The 17,866-nt window shown below is 67.0% G+C and carries 19 protein-coding genes and 1 riboswitch; of the genes, 7 read left to right on the forward strand and 12 right to left on the reverse strand.

Translation table 11 applies throughout. The annotated features are described in order from the left end of the window. Nucleotides 1-4 precede the first annotated feature (4 nt). Nucleotides 5-772, forward strand: a complete 768-nt coding sequence (locus ACIBK2_RS34965) for an alpha/beta fold hydrolase (RefSeq protein ID WP_396973729.1) — start codon at nt 5-7, stop codon at nt 770-772. Here ACIBK2_RS34965 and ACIBK2_RS34970 read toward each other — a convergent pair. The 4 genes from ACIBK2_RS34970 to ACIBK2_RS34985 all read right to left on the reverse strand — a co-directional run bounded on the left by ACIBK2_RS34970 (nt 769) and on the right by ACIBK2_RS34985 (nt 3,253). Further along, nucleotides 769-1,320, reverse strand: a complete 552-nt coding sequence (locus tag ACIBK2_RS34970) for a hypothetical protein (protein ID WP_396973731.1) — start codon at nt 1,318-1,320, stop codon at nt 769-771. The genes ACIBK2_RS34965 and ACIBK2_RS34970 overlap by 4 nt on opposite strands. A 161-nt stretch (nt 1,321-1,481) precedes the next feature. Beyond that, complete coding sequence (locus tag ACIBK2_RS34975) at nt 1,482-2,093, reverse strand: DUF305 domain-containing protein (protein WP_396973733.1); 612 nt, start codon at nt 2,091-2,093, stop codon at nt 1,482-1,484. Between the two features lie 84 nt (nt 2,094-2,177). Beyond that, entirely contained in the window at nt 2,178-2,618 is a 441-nt protein-coding gene (locus ACIBK2_RS34980) for a DUF6153 family protein (protein WP_396973735.1), read from the reverse strand. A gap of 59 nt (nt 2,619-2,677) precedes the next feature. Then, nucleotides 2,678-3,253, reverse strand: coding sequence for a hypothetical protein (locus ACIBK2_RS34985; protein ID WP_396973737.1), 576 nt, complete (start codon nt 3,251-3,253; stop codon nt 2,678-2,680). A 164-nt stretch (nt 3,254-3,417) separates the two neighbouring features. Here ACIBK2_RS34985 and ACIBK2_RS34990 point away from each other — a divergent pair, with 164 nt between their 5' ends. The 3 genes from ACIBK2_RS34990 to ACIBK2_RS35000 all read left to right on the forward strand — a co-directional run bounded on the left by ACIBK2_RS34990 (nt 3,418) and on the right by ACIBK2_RS35000 (nt 6,272). Continuing rightward, entirely contained in the window at nt 3,418-4,023 is a 606-nt protein-coding gene (locus tag ACIBK2_RS34990) for a hypothetical protein (protein WP_396973739.1), read from the forward strand. Nucleotides 4,024-4,141: 118 nt separating this feature from the next. Beyond that, the gene (locus tag ACIBK2_RS34995) at nt 4,142-5,293 is read left to right on the forward strand and encodes a class I SAM-dependent methyltransferase (RefSeq protein WP_396973741.1); all 1,152 of its coding nucleotides are present in this window, start codon (nt 4,142-4,144) and stop codon (nt 5,291-5,293) included. A gap of 124 nt (nt 5,294-5,417) precedes the next feature. Further along, nucleotides 5,418-6,272, forward strand: coding sequence for a Bax inhibitor-1/YccA family protein (locus ACIBK2_RS35000; protein WP_396973743.1), 855 nt, complete (start codon nt 5,418-5,420; stop codon nt 6,270-6,272). Between the two features lie 82 nt (nt 6,273-6,354). On the opposite strand, the gene ACIBK2_RS35005 is transcribed toward ACIBK2_RS35000, so the two are convergent. From ACIBK2_RS35005 to ACIBK2_RS35020, 4 genes are all read right to left on the reverse strand, one after another. Continuing rightward, nucleotides 6,355-6,675 carry a DUF1330 domain-containing protein gene (locus tag ACIBK2_RS35005; RefSeq protein WP_396973745.1) on the reverse strand — a complete coding sequence of 107 codons (321 nt, stop codon included), beginning with the start codon at nt 6,673-6,675 and terminating at the stop codon, nt 6,355-6,357. Between the two features lie 143 nt (nt 6,676-6,818). Beyond that, nucleotides 6,819-8,039, reverse strand: coding sequence for an acetyl-CoA C-acetyltransferase (locus tag ACIBK2_RS35010; RefSeq protein ID WP_396973747.1), 1,221 nt, complete (start codon nt 8,037-8,039; stop codon nt 6,819-6,821). Between the two features lie 40 nt (nt 8,040-8,079). After that, nucleotides 8,080-8,970 carry an SGNH/GDSL hydrolase family protein gene (locus ACIBK2_RS35015; protein ID WP_396973749.1) on the reverse strand — a complete coding sequence of 297 codons (891 nt, stop codon included), beginning with the start codon at nt 8,968-8,970 and terminating at the stop codon, nt 8,080-8,082. Nucleotides 8,971-8,989: 19 nt separating this feature from the next. Continuing rightward, nucleotides 8,990-9,469: a hypothetical protein gene (locus ACIBK2_RS35020; protein ID WP_396973751.1), complete on the reverse strand. Its 480-nt coding sequence runs from the start codon at nt 9,467-9,469 to the stop codon at nt 8,990-8,992. Between the two features lie 109 nt (nt 9,470-9,578). On the opposite strand from ACIBK2_RS35020, the gene ACIBK2_RS35025 reads away from it, so the two are divergent. After that, nucleotides 9,579-10,970: a cystathionine beta-synthase gene (locus ACIBK2_RS35025; RefSeq protein WP_396973753.1), complete on the forward strand. Its 1,392-nt coding sequence runs from the start codon at nt 9,579-9,581 to the stop codon at nt 10,968-10,970. Between the two features lie 181 nt (nt 10,971-11,151). Here the strand turns inward: ACIBK2_RS35025 and ACIBK2_RS35030 are convergent, their stop codons facing one another. Continuing rightward, complete coding sequence (locus ACIBK2_RS35030) at nt 11,152-12,540, reverse strand: purine-cytosine permease family protein (RefSeq protein ID WP_396973755.1); 1,389 nt, start codon at nt 12,538-12,540, stop codon at nt 11,152-11,154. Then, nucleotides 12,537-12,652, reverse strand: a riboswitch (TPP riboswitch). It overlaps the preceding gene by 4 nt. Before the next feature lie 256 nt (nt 12,653-12,908). Between ACIBK2_RS35030 and ACIBK2_RS35035 the strand changes: the two genes are divergently transcribed. Beyond that, the gene (locus ACIBK2_RS35035; protein WP_396973757.1) at nt 12,909-14,042 is read left to right on the forward strand and encodes an AbrB family transcriptional regulator; all 1,134 of its coding nucleotides are present in this window, start codon (nt 12,909-12,911) and stop codon (nt 14,040-14,042) included. A gap of 92 nt (nt 14,043-14,134) precedes the next feature. Here the strand turns inward: ACIBK2_RS35035 and ACIBK2_RS35040 are convergent, their stop codons facing one another. Next, the gene (locus ACIBK2_RS35040) at nt 14,135-14,593 is read right to left on the reverse strand and encodes a DUF4254 domain-containing protein (protein WP_396973759.1); all 459 of its coding nucleotides are present in this window, start codon (nt 14,591-14,593) and stop codon (nt 14,135-14,137) included. A 406-nt stretch (nt 14,594-14,999) separates the two neighbouring features. On the opposite strand from ACIBK2_RS35040, the gene ACIBK2_RS35045 reads away from it, so the two are divergent. Continuing rightward, entirely contained in the window at nt 15,000-15,866 is an 867-nt protein-coding gene (locus tag ACIBK2_RS35045; protein WP_396973761.1) for a hypothetical protein, read from the forward strand. 66 nt (nt 15,867-15,932) lie between these two features. Here ACIBK2_RS35045 and ACIBK2_RS35050 read toward each other — a convergent pair whose 3' ends face one another. Both ACIBK2_RS35050 and ACIBK2_RS35055 read right to left on the reverse strand, forming a co-directional pair. After that, on the reverse strand, nt 15,933-16,301 hold the full coding sequence (locus ACIBK2_RS35050; protein WP_396973763.1) for a DUF6401 family natural product biosynthesis protein: 369 nt from the start codon (nt 16,299-16,301) through the stop codon (nt 15,933-15,935). Nucleotides 16,302-16,517: 216 nt separating this feature from the next. Continuing rightward, nucleotides 16,518-17,693: an acyl-CoA dehydrogenase family protein gene (locus ACIBK2_RS35055; protein WP_379280881.1), complete on the reverse strand. Its 1,176-nt coding sequence runs from the start codon at nt 17,691-17,693 to the stop codon at nt 16,518-16,520. Between the last annotated feature and the right edge of the window lie 173 nt (nt 17,694-17,866).

A 17,866-nucleotide genomic window follows, 5' to 3' on the forward strand; every position in this document is an offset into this window, starting at 1 on the left:
GACGATGGATCCGACGAATCCCGATGTCCGGCTGCATGTGCACCGCTGGGGCGCGGGCCCGCCGGTGGTGCTCGTGCACGGCGGGATCCTCGGCGGCCGCGAGGCCTGGCGCGCGCAACGCCCACTGACCAGCCGGTGGACCGTGCTCGCGCCGGATCGGCCCGGTCACGGCGGCACACCGGCCGTGGGACGCCAGGATTTCGAGCCGGACGCGCGGCTGATCGCGGATCAGCTGCTCGACCGGCCGGTCCACCTTGTCGGGCTGTCCTATGGCGCGATCGTGTCGATGTACGCCGCCGCCCAGCGGCCGGAGCACATTCGTTCGCTCACCATCGTCGAGCCGCCGCTGTTCGGCATCGCGCGCGGGAACCCAGTTGTCGATGCGGTGGCCGCCGCGACCCGTGCGCTGATCGAGGACGTCGAGCTGCCGCCGGAAGTGGCGTTGCCGCGCTTCTTCGACATTGTCGGGGCCCCAGTCACTCTCGGCGAACCGATACCGTCGGTGCTGATCGACGGGATGCGGCGGTTGCAAGGTGCGCGCCCGCCGGACGAGGCCGCACCGCCCATGGAACAGCTACGGACGGCGGGTTTTCCGATCCTGGTGATCTCCGGCGGGCACATGGAGTCGAACGAGATCATCTGTGACGCCATCGCCGAACAGACCGGTGCCGAACGCGCGGTGTGCGCGGGGATGGGGCACCTGGTGCCCGACACCGGCGCACCGTTCAACGCGTTGCTGGAAAAGTTCTTCGAGCGCGGCGATCCGTCTTAACGAGTGCCGTGCCCGGCGCAGGCGGCGAGGGCGGTGTCCTTGGTGGCGTTGAACTTATCGATGGTGGTGTTGAGCGTGTCGGTATCGGCGCGGCGGGCCAGCGTGTCGGCGAGGGCATTGCTGTCGTCGCGGTAGGCGCGCAGCACGTCGGCGATGTTCGACGGCACGTCGGTGCTCACCTGCTGGTCGACCGCGCCCGCGCCGGTGTGCAGCGTGCCGACGGCGATGTCGGCCTTGCCGGTCGCCGCCGGATCGTTGGCGCCCTTGTCGTTGCTGACCGCGATGTAGTCGTTGAAGTCGCGGATCGAGTTGCCGTTCGCGGCGAGGAAGGCGTCGCAGGCCGCTCCGGTGGCGCGTTCGACGGCCGCGGCGCGGGCAGCGGAGGCCGCGATCGAGGAGGCGGTGACCTCGGAGGTGTAGGCGGCCAGGTCGGACTGGTTGACCTGGGCGGTGCCGGAAACCTGCTGCGAACAGGCGCCGATGATCAGCACGCCCGCCGCGGTCGCCATCGCGGCGGCGGTCAGACCAGCGCGTTCGAGTCGTCGCATGATCGGTCCCTCTCTGTGCCGAGGCCGGACATTTCGACGGTACGTCCGTGCGGCGGTGCGCTCAGCCAGCTGGACCGAGATCGATGAACAACCGATATCTGCGGAGTCGGGGCCTGGCGCACCGGGGCCGGAGGGGTATCCCGGTGCGACAGGCGGCCGGATCAGCCCTGGCCGAGCAGGCCGCGCATGGTGTCGATTTCCGCGCGCTGGCTGTCGATGATGGTGCGGGCCAACGTCTTCGACTCGGTGTTGGTGCCGTCGGCGAGCTCGGTCTCGGCCATGGCGACCGCGCCGGTGTGATGCTCGATCATCATGGTCAGCCACTGCCGGTCGAAGTCCGGGCCGGATGCGGCTTGCAGGGCGGTCATCTGGTCGGCGCTCATCATTCCCGGCATGGTGTGGCCGCCGTGTCCGCTACCCGCGGTCGGGGCGGGCTTGCCGAAGCTTTGCAGCAGCGTGGTGATTTGCTGCATTTCCGGTGCCTGGGCCTTTTCGACGTTGGCGGCGAGCGCCAGCAGCTGCTGGTTCTGGCTGTGGCTCGGCACCAGCTTCGCCATGTCGACCGCCTGCGCGTGATGCGGGTACATCATCTGCAGGAAGGTGACGTCGGCGTCGTTGAAGTCGGTGCGAGCCGCCGGTGCGCTCGCGGCGGAGGTGCTCGATGCGCCGTGATCCATGCCGGGCATGGCGTCGTCGTCGCTACAGCCCGCGAGGACGAGGGCGGCGGTGCCTGCGACGACGACGGCGGTGATTCGGGTACGGGTGATGAACATGGTTGTGCTCCTTGTGAATTGCGCATGACTGAGTTTCGGGCAGGGTGAACGCCGGCGATCGTCGAGACGGTCGCCGGGTACCTGTCAGATCCGCAGAATCGACAATTCGGCCAGTGAGAGCACGGTCCACGGCGGCGACCGTTCCCGCCGCGGTCGCCAATGGCGCAGCCGCGCAACACCATTGCCCGGGCGGGCGACGGTGATCCGATACAGCAGCACCAGCGCCAACAGCAGGGCAGTAGCGGCAAGGATGAACACACAGCCGTGCATCCCGCCGTGTGTGCCGCCACATCCATCGCCCGCGCAATCCGCGCCTGGTGCACCATGATCGGCATCGGGCATGGTGGCGAACTGGTCGACGACAGTCGGCATCGCCATCGCGGTGTGATCGGGGATCGCCGCATCTTTTTGGCCATGCATCGCGAAGACCGCCGCGTGCATCGCCACGATCCCGGCGAGTAGCACCAGCACGCCGAGCGCCGGGGCGAGCCCGGTTGCGCGGAGCGGGGGGTGCTGTTCGACCACGCGGCCAGTGTAGTGACGGCTGCTCGGCCCGATGCGGATACCCCCTGGTGGTACGGGTACTACGGGGTGGCGACGTCGATGACCAGCCGCGTCGGGTTGGTCAGCGTGGTGACGGTGAACCCGGGCCGATCCGCATTGACGCCGATGAACGATTGGGTGGTGCCCTCGAACACGGTGGTCCGATAGACGCCCGCGATGAGGGGTGCGCTCGGCTCGGTCGCGGGATCCGGCCCCGCGTACGGCGCGACGGCACTGTCGAACGGGTAGGCCGAGCCGAGGATCTGCACCTCGAGGATCGAGCTCCCGGCCACGTCGATCGGCTTGCCGCTGCCGTCCTGCACGGCCCGGTCGGCGTACTGCACGATCCAGCCGGGGGTGCCCTTGCCGCCGAGGTCGTAGACCACCCGGTCGAAGCCGGACTGGTGGCCGATCCGAATGTTGGTGACGGTGAGGCCCGCGTCGCCGGATGCCGTGCCCCGCTTGGCCGTCGCGTCGCGCGGCGCGCTCGGCGCTTCGGCCATGGTGCCGGTGGTCGAGGTAGGGGCGGCAGGGGTGTTCGCGGTGGATCCGTCGTCGCCGCAGCCCGCGAGCAGTGCCGTCGCCGCGGCGATGGCCAACACCATCCTGTTACGCATGAGACTGATGGTAATCGGCTATCAGTACATCGTGCGGGATTTATGGGTTTCTCGATGTTTGCCATCGGAAGTAATTTCGGGTGAACCGCCCGCGGGTCTGCCTCGTAGTTCTCGATGACCGGACGCGAATCGCGCGTCATCGTTAGCTCCGGAGGATCTGAATAATGCTGTCGACCAAGCACTTCCAGCGAGCCGCGCTGCCATTCGCCGCTGCCTCGGTGATTCTCGCCGGTTTGCTGAGTGCCTGCGGAAGTGCCGACCGAGCCAAGCCGGCGCCCACGGCGGCCCCGGCTCCTGCGGTGTCGACCTCGGCCACGGCTCCGGCGGGCGCGCCGCAGAACCAGGCGCCCGCCAAGACGCAGGACTGGCTGAAGATCTACAGCGGAACGGCGCCGACCGGCACGAATGCCGTTCAGCTCGCCATCGCGGACAATAGCGCTGTCGGACAGTACGTTACGGCCACCGACCGCGCGCTGTACCGATTCGACAACGACACCGCGAAGCCGCCGAAGTCGAATTGCGCGGGCAATTGCGCCGCGACGTGGCCGCCGTTGGTCGTGCAACGTGGCCAGGCCGTGTACGCCGGGGGTATCGACCCGCAACTCATCGGCTTCGTCGAACGTGCTGACGGCGCATGCCAAATCACCATCGCCGGCTGGCCGGTCTACTTCTTCGCCAAGGACCTGAAGGCGGGTGACCTGCTCGGGCAAGGTGTCGGTGGGGTCTGGCACGCGGTGACCCCCACCGGCGGCAAGGCGGGGGTCAACTGACCGTAATATGTTGTGTTGCTATCACTTTCGACTAGCGTACAAGAGACTGCACGGTTTGCTGGAGTGGGTTTGCCGGGGCCGGTGTGAACCTAGGGCAACGATCTAGCACACTTGAGGGGTGGCAGATATCGAGGACGTACTGAGCCGGCTGCGGCGGTATCCAGATGTAGAGGCGTTAAACCTCTACGCCGTGGATGCCGCCGATCGGCTGATCCTCGATGTCGCCGATGAAGCGCTCGCCAGTTCCGGTAGCGGAAAGATAGCTGTCCTAGGCGATGCGTACGGTGCGCTGACCATCGGCGCGGTCGCCGCGCACGACCTGCGCAACGTCCGCGTGTATCAGGATCTGCTGACCGGCGAACTCGCCCTGGCCAACAATGCCCGCGCGCTCGGGTACGCCGATCGCTACACGGCGTATCCGCTCGGCCGCGAGCTGCTCGCCGACGTCCGGGTGGTGCTGCTGCGGCTGCCGCGGGCGCTGGCCGGGCTGATCGAGGTCGCCGACGCCATCGCCCGCTACGCCGATCCCGAGGTGGTGGTGTTCGCGGGCGGCCGGGACAAGTATCTGACGAAGTCGATGAACGACGTTCTGGCCCAGTCGTTTTCCGAGGTCCGGGCCAGCCGTGGCCGGCAGAAGTCGCGCACCCTGCTGGTCAGCGGGCCGAAACCGGTCGGCGAGCCGCCGTTCCCGGTGCAGGACCGGCTCGACGATCTCGGCATCGACGTGGTCGCGCACGGCGCCGCGTTCTCCGGTGCCAGGCTGGATATCGGCACCCGGTTCCTGCTGGACCACCTGAAGTGGATGAAACCCGATGCGCGCGAAGCCATAGACCTCGGCTGCGGCACCGGGATACTGGCCGTCGCGCTGGCCAAGGCGCGGCCCGCGCTCCGGGTGCTCGGCACCGATCAGTCGGCGGCCGCGGTGGCCTCGGCCCGGGCGACGGTGGCCGTCAACGGTGTCGCCGAGCGGGTGACGGTGGTGCGCGACGACGCGATGTCCTCGGCCGCCGACAACAGCGCCGACTTGGTGCTGTGCAATCCGCCCTTCCATGTCGGTGCCGCCGTGCACACCGGCTCGGCGATCAAGATGTTCGCCGAGACCGGCCGGGTGCTGCGGCCAGGCGGTGAGCTGTGGACGGTCTTCAACTCCCATCTCAATTATCGCGGTGTGATCGAGCGCATGGTCGGCCGCACCGACGTGGTCGGGCGCAACCGCAAGTTCACGGTCACTCGGTCCGTGCGTGGCCTGCACGACGCGCAACAGCGGTAGAGTCCGAATTGTCCGCGTCGGCAAGTTCCCTGGGAACTCGTGCCGCGCAGCAAACGTTGGACCTAGCAGTTGGTTCTCGAGCGAGAGCTCGACGAACGGCGGCATCGACCAGAAAGGGACGCAAGTGCGTAGCACCAGCAATCCGGTATTTAGAAATTTGCCGAGGCAAGAGGGCAGTGGCTACGCCAACTTCGGTTCCGGCGTGACCGGTGCGGGCCAGATGGGACAGCAGTACGGCAACCAGTACGGGCAGCAGTACCAGCAGCCGCAGCCGTACCAGCAGCCGACGGACACCCGCGCGATGACCATCGACGACGTGGTGACCAAGACGGCCATCACACTGGGTGTGCTGACACTGTCCGCGATCGCCTCCTACGCGCTGGTCGCGGCGAGCGTGGTGCCCGCGTCGCTGTTCATGCTGGCCGGTATCGCTGGATTCGTGCTGGTGCTGGTGGCGGTCTTCGCGCGCAAGATGGACAACCCTGTCTTGGTGCTGTCCTACGCCGCGCTCCAGGGTTTGTGCGTCGGCGCGCTCTCGTTCGCACTCACCTTCAAGGTCGGTGGTGTCGCTGTCGGTGGGCTCATCGGCCAGGCGGTACTGGGTACCTTCGGTGTCTTCTTCGGGATGCTTGTTGTCTACAAGACCGGCGCGATCAGGGTCACGCCCCGGCTGACCCGGATGGTTGTGGGTGCGACCTTCGGTCTGGTCGTCCTGGCGCTCGGTAACGCCGTCGCGAGCATCTTCACGCAGGACGGACTCGGTCTGCGCTCGGGTGGCACGCTGGCGATCATCTTCAGCCTCTTCGCCATCGGCCTCGCCGCGTTCAACTTCCTGCTCGACTTCGACACCGCGGACCAGCTGATCCGCGCCCAGGCGCCGGAGAAGGCGGCTTGGGGTGTCGCCCTGGGCCTGACCGTAACTCTGGTGTGGTTGTACGTCGAGATCCTGCAACTGCTGAGCTACTTCAACAACGATTAAGGGCAGCGGTGGTAGACCGCTGAACTGACAAACGGGTGGTTGCCGGAGTTTCCGGTAACCACCCGTTGTGTTTCGGGCCGAATCAGCCCAGCACATCGGTCGCCACGTGATCATCGCCGCAATGCTCGGCCAGCACCGCGACGCCGACCGAGTTGTCGGTGCGCAGCGGGAGGATCTCGCGGTATTCAGGCGAGTCGTACCAGCCCTGTGCCGCTTCGTAGTCCGGGAATTCGAGCACAATGACATTGCCGTTGGCCGGACCCTCCAGCACGGTCTGCTTGCCGCCGTGTACGAGGAACTTCCCACCGAACGGCGCCAGCGTCGCGTCGATCCGCTGGAGGTACTCGACGATCTCGGCATTGACGTCGACGTCGTGCAGGTGGGCGATCGCGTAGGCGGGCATTGCGGACTCCTGAGCTGTTGTGGCGTTGACACTCTTGATCTTTGACGTTCCAGGTAGCGAAAGCGATTACCTGACAGGTAAAGCCACCGACGAGAAAGGGCGGCCACCGGAAACCGGTGACCGCCCTTTACGGATTACCTATCTCAGCTCAGGCGCTCGATGACCATCGCCATGCCCTGGCCGCCGCCGACGCACATGGTCTCCAGACCGAACTGCTTGTCGTAGGTCTGCAGGTTGTTGATCAGCGTGGTGGTGATGCGCGCACCGGTCATACCGAACGGGTGGCCCAGCGCGATGGCACCGCCGGAGACGTTCAGCTTGTCCTCGTCGATCTTCAGCTCGCGGGCCGAGCCGAGCACCTGCACCGCGAACGCCTCGTTGATCTCGACCAGGTCGATATCGTCGATCGACTTGCCCGCCAACGCGAGTGCGCGCTTGCACGCCTCGATCGGGCCGAGGCCCATGATCTCGGGGGACAGGCCGGAGACGCCGGTGGACACGATGCGGGCCAGCGGGGTCAGGCCGAGTTCCTTGGCCTTGGTGTCGCTCATGATGACGAGCGCGGCGGCGCCGTCGTTGAGCGGACAGCAGTTGCCCGCGGTGACGGTGCCGTCCGGGCGGAACACCGGCTTCAGCTTGCTGACCGCCTCGTAGGTGACGCCGGCGCGCGGGCCGTCGTCCTTGGACACGACGGAGCCGTCGGGCAGCGTGACCGGGGTGATCTCGCGCTCGAAGAAGCCGTTCTTGATCGCTTCCTCGGCCCGGTTCTGCGACCGGACGCCCCAGCGGTCCTGCTCCTCGCGGGTGATGCCGGTGAAGCCCGCGACGTTCTCCGCGGTCTGGCCCATCGCGATGTAGGCGTCGGGGATCAGGCCGTCCTCGCGCGGGTCGTGCCAGATGCCCGCGCCGCCCTCGGCGGTCTTCGCGGTGCGCGCCTGCGCCTCGGCGAAGAGCTCGTTCTGGGTGTTCGGCCAGCTGTCGGCGGAACCGTTCTTGTACCGGGACACCGTCTCGACGCCCGCGGAGATGAACGCGTGACCCTCGCCGGCCTTGATGGCGTGGAAGGCCATCCGGGTGGACTGCAGCGACGACGCGCAGTAGCGGTGCACGGTGGTGCCGGGCACGAAGTCGTAGCCGAGCTGGACCGCGACGATCCGGCCCAGGTTGAAGCCGGACTCGCCACCGGGGGAACCGCAGCCGAGGATCAGGTCATCGATCTGGGCGGGGTCCAGGGCGGGCACCTTGTCGAGCGCCGCGCGGACGATCTGGGTGGTCAGGTCGTCGGGCCGCATGTCGACCAGCGATCCCTTGGCCGCCCGGCCGATGGGGGAGCGGGCGGTCGAGACGATGACAGCCTCAGGCATGAGGACTCCTTTGTCGGAAGGAACGTGCGAACCGCTGTTGTTACTCGCGGGTTCCTATCGAATCTACGTCGCGCCCCGGTGAACGGGAACCGGGGGTCGTCTCGTCCAGCGCCTCGAGCAGGACCGGAAGAAGTTGCGCTGCGGCGAGTTCGTAACCGGCCGCCGAGGGATGGAAACCGTCGGCGGAGAACAGGAGTTCGGGCTGGGCCCGGAATTCCGGCGCGAGCAGATAACCCATCGGCACCGGGCGCCCGCCCGCGACGCTGGTGGCCACCGTTTGGGCGCGGGCCAGCCGGACGCTCCAGTTGTGCACCACCGTGCGCAGCGGCTGCGGAATCGCGGTCACCGTGCCGAGATTCGGGCAGGTGCCGACCACCACCACGCTGTCGGCCATCCGCAGTCGGGCGACCGCGGCGGCCAGCCTGCGGGCGGAGGCGCGGACCGAGTGCTTCTTGGTGATGTCGTTGGCGCCGATGAGGATGATCGCGGCGTCCGGCGGTGGACCGGCCACGAACATCGCGTCCACCTGGCCCGACAACCCCTTGGAGGTGGCGCCGGAAATCGCCTTGGTGCTCAATCGGATTCGCTGGTCCGTGGCGAGGGCGAGGCCACGGGCCAGGCGCACGCCGGGCACTTCATCGGCGACCAGGCAGCCGACACCGGCCGCGGTGGAATCGCCGAAGACCATCAGGTGCAGATCCGCGTGCTTGCCGCTGCGCCAGCGTTCCGGCAGCAGGCAGCCCGCCGTGTAGATACCGTCGGCTTCCGGGGGTTTCGAGGTGTCGCGGCCGATGACGCCACGCGCCGCGCCGGCCTGCGCCATCAACAGTCGAGAGGTCGCCCACCATGCGGCGCCGGTTCCGGAACCGGCCAGGACTGTTGCGGCACCGGTCACCGCAGCCGTACGCCAGCCGATGCGTGGTGCGCTCACAAAAGAAAATGTACCGACTTTATGCAGGCGGGGCAGCAGGAGCGGGAACGTCGAACCAACCGCGCGCCGGAATGCTCGCCGCGTCGGTGGTGACGGTGACCTCGACATGGCCCGGGCCGGTGTCCTGGAACAGCGCGTACTGGACGCTGCCGTAGAGGCCGGTGACGATCGTGTCCTCGTACCGGCCCACCGCGCCGGTGGTGGTGTTGCGCCAATCCACCATGGTGTGCACCTCGCACAGCGGGGCCAGCGGATAGTCGCCGTCACCGATGCCGACGACCGGGAGCGCGCGCATATTGATGATGGCCCGGCCCGGCCACGCTGGGCTGACGTCGGCCCAGGTACGCACGGTCGTCCCACACAGGCCACCGTGCGCCATGGTGAGCACCTGCGGGAATTCGATGGTGACTGCGTTCGCCTGCGCGCCCGGTCCGACCAGCGCGGCCAGTGCCGCGCCGGCCAGCACAACGCCGGCCCTGGCGATGTTCGGCTGCTCCATGGTTCGGATCCTAAATGGGTGTTTGCCCGATTCCCGGTTTGTCAGGCCGGACGGCCTTGCGCGTGGCGTGCGCCAACTCACACCGGGTCCATCTGGAACTATGGGGCGCATGCGCATCGCCGACCATGTCGTGGACCTCATCGGCAATACGCCGCTGGTCCGGTTGAACTCTGTTGTAGGCCCGAATACCGGACTGGTAGCGGCCAAGATCGAATATCTGAATCCGGGTGGTAGCTCCAAGGACCGGATCGCGGTGAAGATGATCGACGCCGCCGAGAAGTCCGGGCAGTTGAAGCCCGGCGGCACCATCGTCGAACCCACCTCGGGCAATACCGGTGTCGGCCTCGCGCTGGTCGCGCAGCAGCGCGGCTACCACTGCGTGTTCGTCTGCCCGGACAAGGTCAGCGAGGACAAGCGCAATGTGTTGCGCGCGTACGGCGCCGAGGTTGTCGTGTGCCCGACCGCCGTCGCGCCGGAGGACCCGGCCAGTTACTACAGCGTCTCCAACCGTCTGGTCGGCGAGATCGACGGTGCGTGGAAGCCGGACCAGTACTCCAACCCCGGCGGCCCGGACAGCCACTACGAGACGACCGGTCCGGAGATCTGGCGCGACACCGAGGGCAAGGTCACCCACTTCATCGCGGGCGTCGGCACCGGCGGCACCATCACCGGCGTCGGCCGCTACCTCAAGGAGGTGTCCGGCGGCAAGGTCAAGATCATCGGCGCCGATCCGGAGGGCTCGGTGTACTCCGGCGGCACCGGACGGCCGTACCTGGTCGAGGGTGTCGGCGAGGACTTCTGGCCGTCCGCCTACGACCCGGCGATCCCGGACGAGATCATCGCGGTCTCCGACGCGGACTCGTTCGACATGACCCGGCGCCTGGCCCGCGAGGAAGGGCTGCTGGTCGGCGGCTCCTGCGGCATGGCCGTCGTCGCGGCCATCGAGGTCGCCAAGCGGGACCCGGACGCGGTCGTGGTGGTGCTGCTGCCCGACGGCGGCCGCGGCTACCTGTCGAAGATCTTCAACGACCAGTGGATGAGCTCCTACGGGTTCCTGCGCGAGCGCCTCGACGGCAGCACCGTCGAGCCGTTGGTCGGGGATGTGTTGCGCGGCAAGTCCGGCGAACTGCCCGACCTGGTGCACACCCATCCGTCGGAGACGCTGCGCGACGCCATCGAAATCCTGCGCGAATACGGGGTTTCGCAGATGCCGGTGGTCGGCGCGGAGCCGCCGGTGATGGCAGGCGAGGTCGCGGGCAGCGTCTCGGAACGCGATCTGCTCTCGGCGGTATTCGAAGGCCGTGCGCATCTGACCGATCCGGTCGGCAAGCACATGAGCCCGTCGTTCCCGCTGATCGGCGCGGGCGAACCGATCTCCGCCGCGACCAAGGCGCTGTCGGACACCGACGCGCTGATGGTCGTCGAGGAGGGCAAGCCCGTCGGCGTCATCACCAGGCATGATCTGCTCGGTTTCCTGAGCGTTGGCACGCTCGGCCACTGAGCTCATCCGCCTCTCCGCGTATTCAGGCCAGACCTAGGTGCGCGGCATTGACGTCGGCGGCCGGCGGTGAGGTAGTGGCAGGGGCAGCCCGTCCCCGGCGAGTTACCCATGTGCTCACGAGATCTGTTGTCGTGAAACGTCAGTCGGGGTCCGGTACTCGGACCCCGACTGATCGAGGCGGTTAGGCCGGGTTGTCGCTGGTGACGCGATCTTGCCGCAATGTTGAGACTCGGCCGACGGCCCATGCGACCAGCAGGGCGGCGAGGAATGAGAGCAGCGATGCGCTCATCCATGCCTGCTTGGTGAAGTGCAGCTTCTCCTGGATGTTCACCCAGAAGTCGGTCCACACACCGGCGTCGCCCGGATTGATGAGTTGGTAGACGGAGAGTCCGGCCAGCCAGGCGACGATCATGCCCCAGCGCGGCGGGGCGTCGTCGGCGGTGTTCCACTCGCCTTTCGCGCGCAGGAAGAAGTCGGCGACGAGCACGCCGAGCAGCGGCACGAACACCGAACCGATCAGGCCGAGGAAGCCGAAGTAATTGGCCATGTTCAGCTGTAGCGCGAGCAGGGTGATCAGCAGGCCGAGGCCGATCGACAGGATGCGCCGGTCGATGCGCGGTGCGAGGTTCTGGATCGAGACGGCGGTGGAGTACACGTTGGCGAACGACTGGTCGGCCTCGCGCAGGACGAAGACGAAGAAGAACAGTCCGCCGAGGCTGACCTGCAGGAACGGCGAGTACTGGCCGTCGCCGGTGGCGCGGGCCAGCGCGAACAAGCCGAGGGTGTAGGCCACGATCTGCGTGATCGCATACGCCCCGCTGGCCGCGCCGAACGCCGTGCCGGTGCTGCGCGAATGCCGGGTGTAGTCGGCGGCGACCGGCACCCAGGAGATCGACACCGCGAGCGCCGCGTCGGTGGCGATCCAGAAGAGGTTCCAGTCCGCGCCGAACGGGCCGCTGCCGTGCGGGCCGGGGTTTGCCGACAGGTCCGGCAGACCGGTGCGGAAGAACTGGATGTAGAACCAGATCAGCGCGATCACCACGCCGACCGTGACGAACCGGCGCAGCATCCGCACCGAGCCGAGCGGCCAGATGGTCAGGACCGTGGTGAGCACACCGGCCGCCACCACGTAGAGCCAGTGCGGACCGCCACCGAACAGTTCGTCGGCGGCATCACCGATGACGATCAACTCGAAGGTGCCCCAGCCGATCAGCTGGGCGATGTTCAAAACCGTTGGCAGATAACTGAGTTTCGCGCCGAACAGGCCGCGCAACAGCACCATCGCCGGCTTGCCGGTCTTCGCGCCCGGCACGGCCGCCAAGCCGAGCATCAGACCGCCGACGACGGTGCCGACGATCATCGCGAGGATGCCCGCGGAGATAGAGATCTGCGGTGCGCCGTCGGAATTCGGTGCCAGCACGGTGTACGCGCCGGAGAAGGCGATGAGGCTGACACCCAGGTTTGCCCAGAATGCGCTCTGGTCCCAGAAGGACAGCACCTTCGGGGCGGGCTCGTCGAGGGTGAAGGGGGCCTCGTGCCGTTCGGAGTTGTGCAGGGTCGATGAAGACATGCCCGAAACGCTCTTCCTACGCCGGCATTACCCGGACAGGTTCATGCGGTCGGCGAAGCGCTGGGGTTCGCCCTCTCAGCCCGGCCTTGCCCGAGCTCCCGCGGTGGGGGTGGTTCGGGCGAATAGTACACGCGGCGGCTTGTCGGTCGGTGCGATCCGCACGGTCTGACCGGGCGAACAGCTGTGAGCTGCGGGTTCGCTCGAGTTGCTACCGTGGAGATCAAGTAGAGTGCGAAGACTTGCGTGACTTAGGAAATGTCCGCTCTGAACAGGTAATTGTCTCCATGCGGCCGGGATCACACCGTCTGTTAACCCTGATAACGGAGTCGTTACTGTTTGTTCATTAGCAGGGGCAAGGATTACTAGGTATGACTCGGAGGCAAGTGATCGGTTGGGTAGCTCTGCTGGCCTCGGTGCTTGCCGGGGCGGAGTTACTCGATCGAGTGCATTTTCCCGCACCGCAGATGATCCTCGCGATCGTCGTCGGCGGTGCCCTGGCGTTGGCCGGAAAGTTGCCCGCACCGATGCCTCGGCAATTGTCCTGCGGTGTGCAGTCCATGCTCGGTGTGTTGATGGGCAGTTATCTGGAGATCTCGCTGCTGTCCAGCATCGGATTGGCACTGATCCCGGTGCTCGCGGTGACGGTGGCGACGCTGCTGATCAGCCTGCTGGTCGCGGTGGTGTTCGCCCGCTTCGCCCACGTGGAATTGCCGACCGCGACGCTCGGCCTGCTGGCGGGCGGTTCCGCGGCGGTGGTGGCAGTGGCCGACGATATGGACGCCGATCCCCGCCAGGTGGCGTTCATGCAGTACCTGCGGGTCGCGCTGGTCGCGGTGAGCGCACCCGCCCTCGGCGCACTGCTGAGTAACAGCGGCGACAGCCTGAGCACCGGACACGCGACGCTCGGCGCCTCGGTCACCAATCCTGATCTGCCGTTCTGGATGATCGTCGGCCGCGGTGATCAGGTCGCCGGGTTGTCCATCGCGGTCATGCTGTGCGTCGTCGGCACCAAGGTCGGCAAGTGGCTCAACCTGCCGAGCCCCGCGCTGATCGGGCCGATGCTGATGACCGCGGTGCTCACCGCGCTCGGCGTCAGCCATGGGTACGCGCCGACGAACCTGTTCAAGGATCTGCTGTTCGTGCTCATCGGCTTCGAGGTCGGCACCCGCTTCACCCGAACCGTCGTCCGCGAGATGGCACGGATGATCCCCGGCATGACGGTCACCATCGTCGCGCTGTCCGCCATCGTGGCCGGCCTGGCCTTCGCGGTCGCCACCTTCGTCGACCTCGAGCTGTCCGATATCTACCTGGCCACCACGCCCGGCGGTATCAACGCCGTGCTGGCCACCGCCGAGTCGATGGACGCCAACCTGCCGCTGATCACCTGCGTGCAGAGCATGCGCCTGCTGCTGATGGTGCTGATGCTGCCGTTGCTGGCCAAGGGGATGCGCTGGTTCTCGGCGCGGCAAGTGTCGATGCGAGAACCCGAACTAGCGGTCTGACCCGGCCTGCGCGGACACTATCCGGCCCGTTGCCTGCCGTTCTCCTCGTTCGAAGGGAAGATTGTCCGTTCAGCCCGGACACCCCTGCGCCACTAGGCCTTTCGCACCGCACCCACAATGAGATCCGTCCACTCGTCCGCCAGCGAGGCGAGCCGATACCACGCCGCGTGCACCCGGACATCGGACACTTTCTCGGCGGTGTGCAGCAGATGGCTCGCGTGCGCGTGGGCCGCGGCCATGCGGTCGACCGTGGCGCCTAGTGATCCGGTGCGTAGGTGCTCGGTGCAACTGCGGCGCGGAAGCTGGGTGGCCACCCAGGTATCGATGGCCGCGACCAATTCGGCGCGGCGGCAATCTATTCCGGCGGCCGCGAGCGGATTGCCGCGGCGCTGCCGATGCAGGATGGCCAGTCTGCGGGCCCAGCCGATCAGCGGATGCTCGGCGTTCGGATCGCCGTCGCGGCTGCCGAAGGCGGCGACCAGTTCGCGTTGATCCGGCAGCGACCGAGCGGTGCCTCCGGTGGCGGGCAGCGCGCGATCACGCACGAACATCGCGGGCTCCCGGCGGCTGGTGATTCGTGTCAGCGGCTGACAAGGTCTTCATCGTGCACCTCCGGGTGACGTCAGGCGGGAGGCATTGCCCTGATGCCGAATCCGAGATAAGAGTGCGCCCTTTACCTCGGCGTGTCGGTGACATCGAGATGGCACCGTGATGACAGGTCGTAACAATCTTCTCCTCATCGTGTGGGACGGATTGTGAGGAAGACCGACCAGTCGGGGGTGGCCGGAGTCGAGAGTACGGCCTCCGGTCCCCGATCGAGCGAGCGGTCGCGCCGAAAGCCGCAATGTGGCAAATTATCTGCAAACGGAAGGTTCGAGTTATGTGGCCGGGGTATAACCGGCGTTGAAGCAGCCTCGGCAAACCGCCCTGGCTTAATCGGATAGCGAAGGGACGGGCATGTACACCTCCAGTTTGGCTATCGATTTCCAGAAGGGGTTCTCGGACGCGTGGAGTTCGGTGGCCACGTTCGTCCCCAAGCTGGCCGGATTCATCGTCATCTTGCTCATCGGCTGGATCGTCGCGAAGATCGTTTCGACGATCGTGAACAAGGTGCTCGACCGGCTCGGCTTCGACCGTCTTGTCGAGCGCGGCGGCCTCAAGCAGATGATGTCGCGCAGCCGCTACGACGCCTCGGACCTGCTGGCGAAGCTCGCCTACTACGCAATCCTGTTGATCGCCCTGCAGCTCGGTTTCGGTGTGTTCGGCCCGAACCCGGTGAGTGATCTGCTCGACGGCATCGTCTCGTGGCTGCCGAAGGCCGCGGTCGCGATCATCATCGTGGTGATCGCGGGTGCGATCGCCTCCGCGGTGCGTGACCTGGTCGGCAACATGCTCGGCGGCCTGTCCTACGGCGCGATGATCGGCCGGGTCGCCGCGGTGTTCATCTGGGGCGTCGGCATCGTCGCCGCGCTGAACCAGATCGGAGTGGCCACGTCGGTCACCATGCCGATCCTGATCACCGTGCTCGCCACCATCGGCGGTGTCCTGGTGGTCGGCGTCGGCGGCGGCATGGTGCGGCCGATGCAGCAGCGCTGGGAGAACTGGCTGAGCGGGCTGGAAGAGGAGATGCCCGCGGTCAAGGGGCATGCGGAGGCGTATTCGCGTGGCCGTGAGGACGCGTCGCGCGAGCAGCTGTGGATGGATCAGCAGGCCTCGCGCGGCCAGCACGCGCAGCAGTGGGATCAGGGCGCGATGCAGGGCGGCGGGTCGTACGAGCAGTCCGGCGAGTACATGGGCTACCGCGATCCGGGCGAGCGGCGCTAGGCCCGAACGACGAACGCGTCCGCCGTGGGCTCTGGCCTACGGCGGACGCGCTATGTCAGGGGTTGATCAGGCGAACTGCTGCGACGGATGCAGGCACACGCTCGCCAGGCGCAACTGGACCCAGTCGGCGTTCGCCCAGCTGCCGAGATCGCTCGGTGCCGCGCCGGTCATCCCGTGCTCGGCGGCGGCCTCGCGTACCTGGTCGAGGAGGCCACGGGCGTAACCCGCGAGCAGCACGCTCATCGGTACCCGCGCGGCGCCCTCGACGCCGAGCTCGAGGATGTCGCGCACGGCCGCGGCGTGCTGATCCAGCGCCGCCGACAGCGCGGGCAGTTCCGCCGCCGCGGCGAGCGCCGGTACCCCGTGCGTCTTGTGCAGGCGGGTCAATATCTTGCGCGCCGACACTTCGAGCAACGCGGGGCCCAGCAAAAACATGTTCCTATGCTAGCAATCGGCGAGTCTTTATAAAACTGTGACGCTTGACCCAGTCTGTTTTGCCGGATAAGTGCGTTCCAGCAAACTTGCCGCACGAAAATCATTGCCGGCGAACCAGTTTCCCGGCCACGGTCGATAAATGCGACCGTTCGGTATTTATAGGTCGATCGCTCGGACTTTCGATGACCGGGAACTGATTCGCCCGATGCCCGCTCGCTACCGGAACGCGTTGGCGTCGGTCAACGCGCGGCCGAGCACCAGCTGATGCACCTCCGCCGTGCCCTCATAGGTGAGCACCGACTCCAGGTTGTTGGCATGGCGCAGCACCGGATAGTCCAGCGTGATGCCGTTGGCGCCGAGGATGGTGCGGCATTCGCGGGCGATCGCGATGGCCTCCCTGGTGCTGTTCAACTTGCCCGCGCTCACCTGCTCGGGAGTCACCGTGCCGCGATCCTTCAACCGGCCGAGGTGCAGGGCGAGTAGCTGCCCCTTGCCGAACTCCAGGGCCATGTTCGCCAGCTTCGCCTGGGTGAGCTGATACCCGGCCAGCGGCTTGTCGAACACCTCGCGGGTGCGCGCGTATTCGATGGTCGAGGCCAGGCAGTCGCGGGCCGCGCCGAGCGCCCCGAAGATGATGCCGAACCGCGCCTCGCTCAAACAGGCCAGCGGCGAGGCGAGCCCGCGCGACTCCGGCAGCACGGCATCGGCGGGCAGCCGGACATCGTCGAAGTCCAGTTCGGCGGTCACCGAGGCGCGCAGCGACAGCTTGCGATGCATTTCACGCGCGCTGAATCCGGGCGTCCCGGCGGGCACCAGGAAGCCGCGGATCACCTGCCTGCCCTCGTCCTCGGTCTGCGCCCAGACCACCGCGATATCGGCCACCGAGCCGTTGGTGATCCACATCTTCGAGCCGTTGAGCACCCAGTCGGTGCCGTCGCGCTTGGCCCTGGTCCGCATGCCGCCGGGGTTGGAGCCGAAATCGGGTTCGGTGAGTCCGAAGCAGCCGAGCGCGCGGCCGGCCGCCATCTCCGGCAGCCACTGCTGCTTCTGCTCCTCCGAGCCGTACTTGTGGATCGCGGTCATCGCCAGCGAGCCCTGCACCGACACCATGCTGCGCACGCCGGAATCGACGGCCTCCAACTCCTGGCAGGCCAGGCCGTACATCGTCGCCGACATGCCCGCGCAGCCGTAACCTTCGAGATGCATGCCGAGCAGCCCGACCTCGCCCAGCTGCGGCGCGATCTCGCGAGCCGGGAAGGTGCCCTCCTCGAACCAGTCCGCGATGTGCGGTCGCAAGCGTTGATTCGCGAAGGTCGCGACGGCATCGCGGATCTCGCGCTCATCGTCGGACAGCAGGGAGTCGATCGCGAACAGTTCTTCCACAGTCACCATGCACTAAGCGTAATTGGGGGAGCGCCGGTGATATCGGGGTCTTCGGAGGTACTCATCATAATTTTTCCGGCGTAACCGCCCTAGCTGCGTAACTACGTCGGAGCGGGGGCGGGATCGTCCGCAGAGTATCCATCTGGTACTACCGGGGGGTTGCCCGGAAATCGCCCCTGATT

This window comes from Nocardia sp. NPDC050175, assembly GCF_044459885.1.
Classification (GTDB): domain Bacteria; phylum Actinomycetota; class Actinomycetes; order Mycobacteriales; family Mycobacteriaceae; genus Nocardia.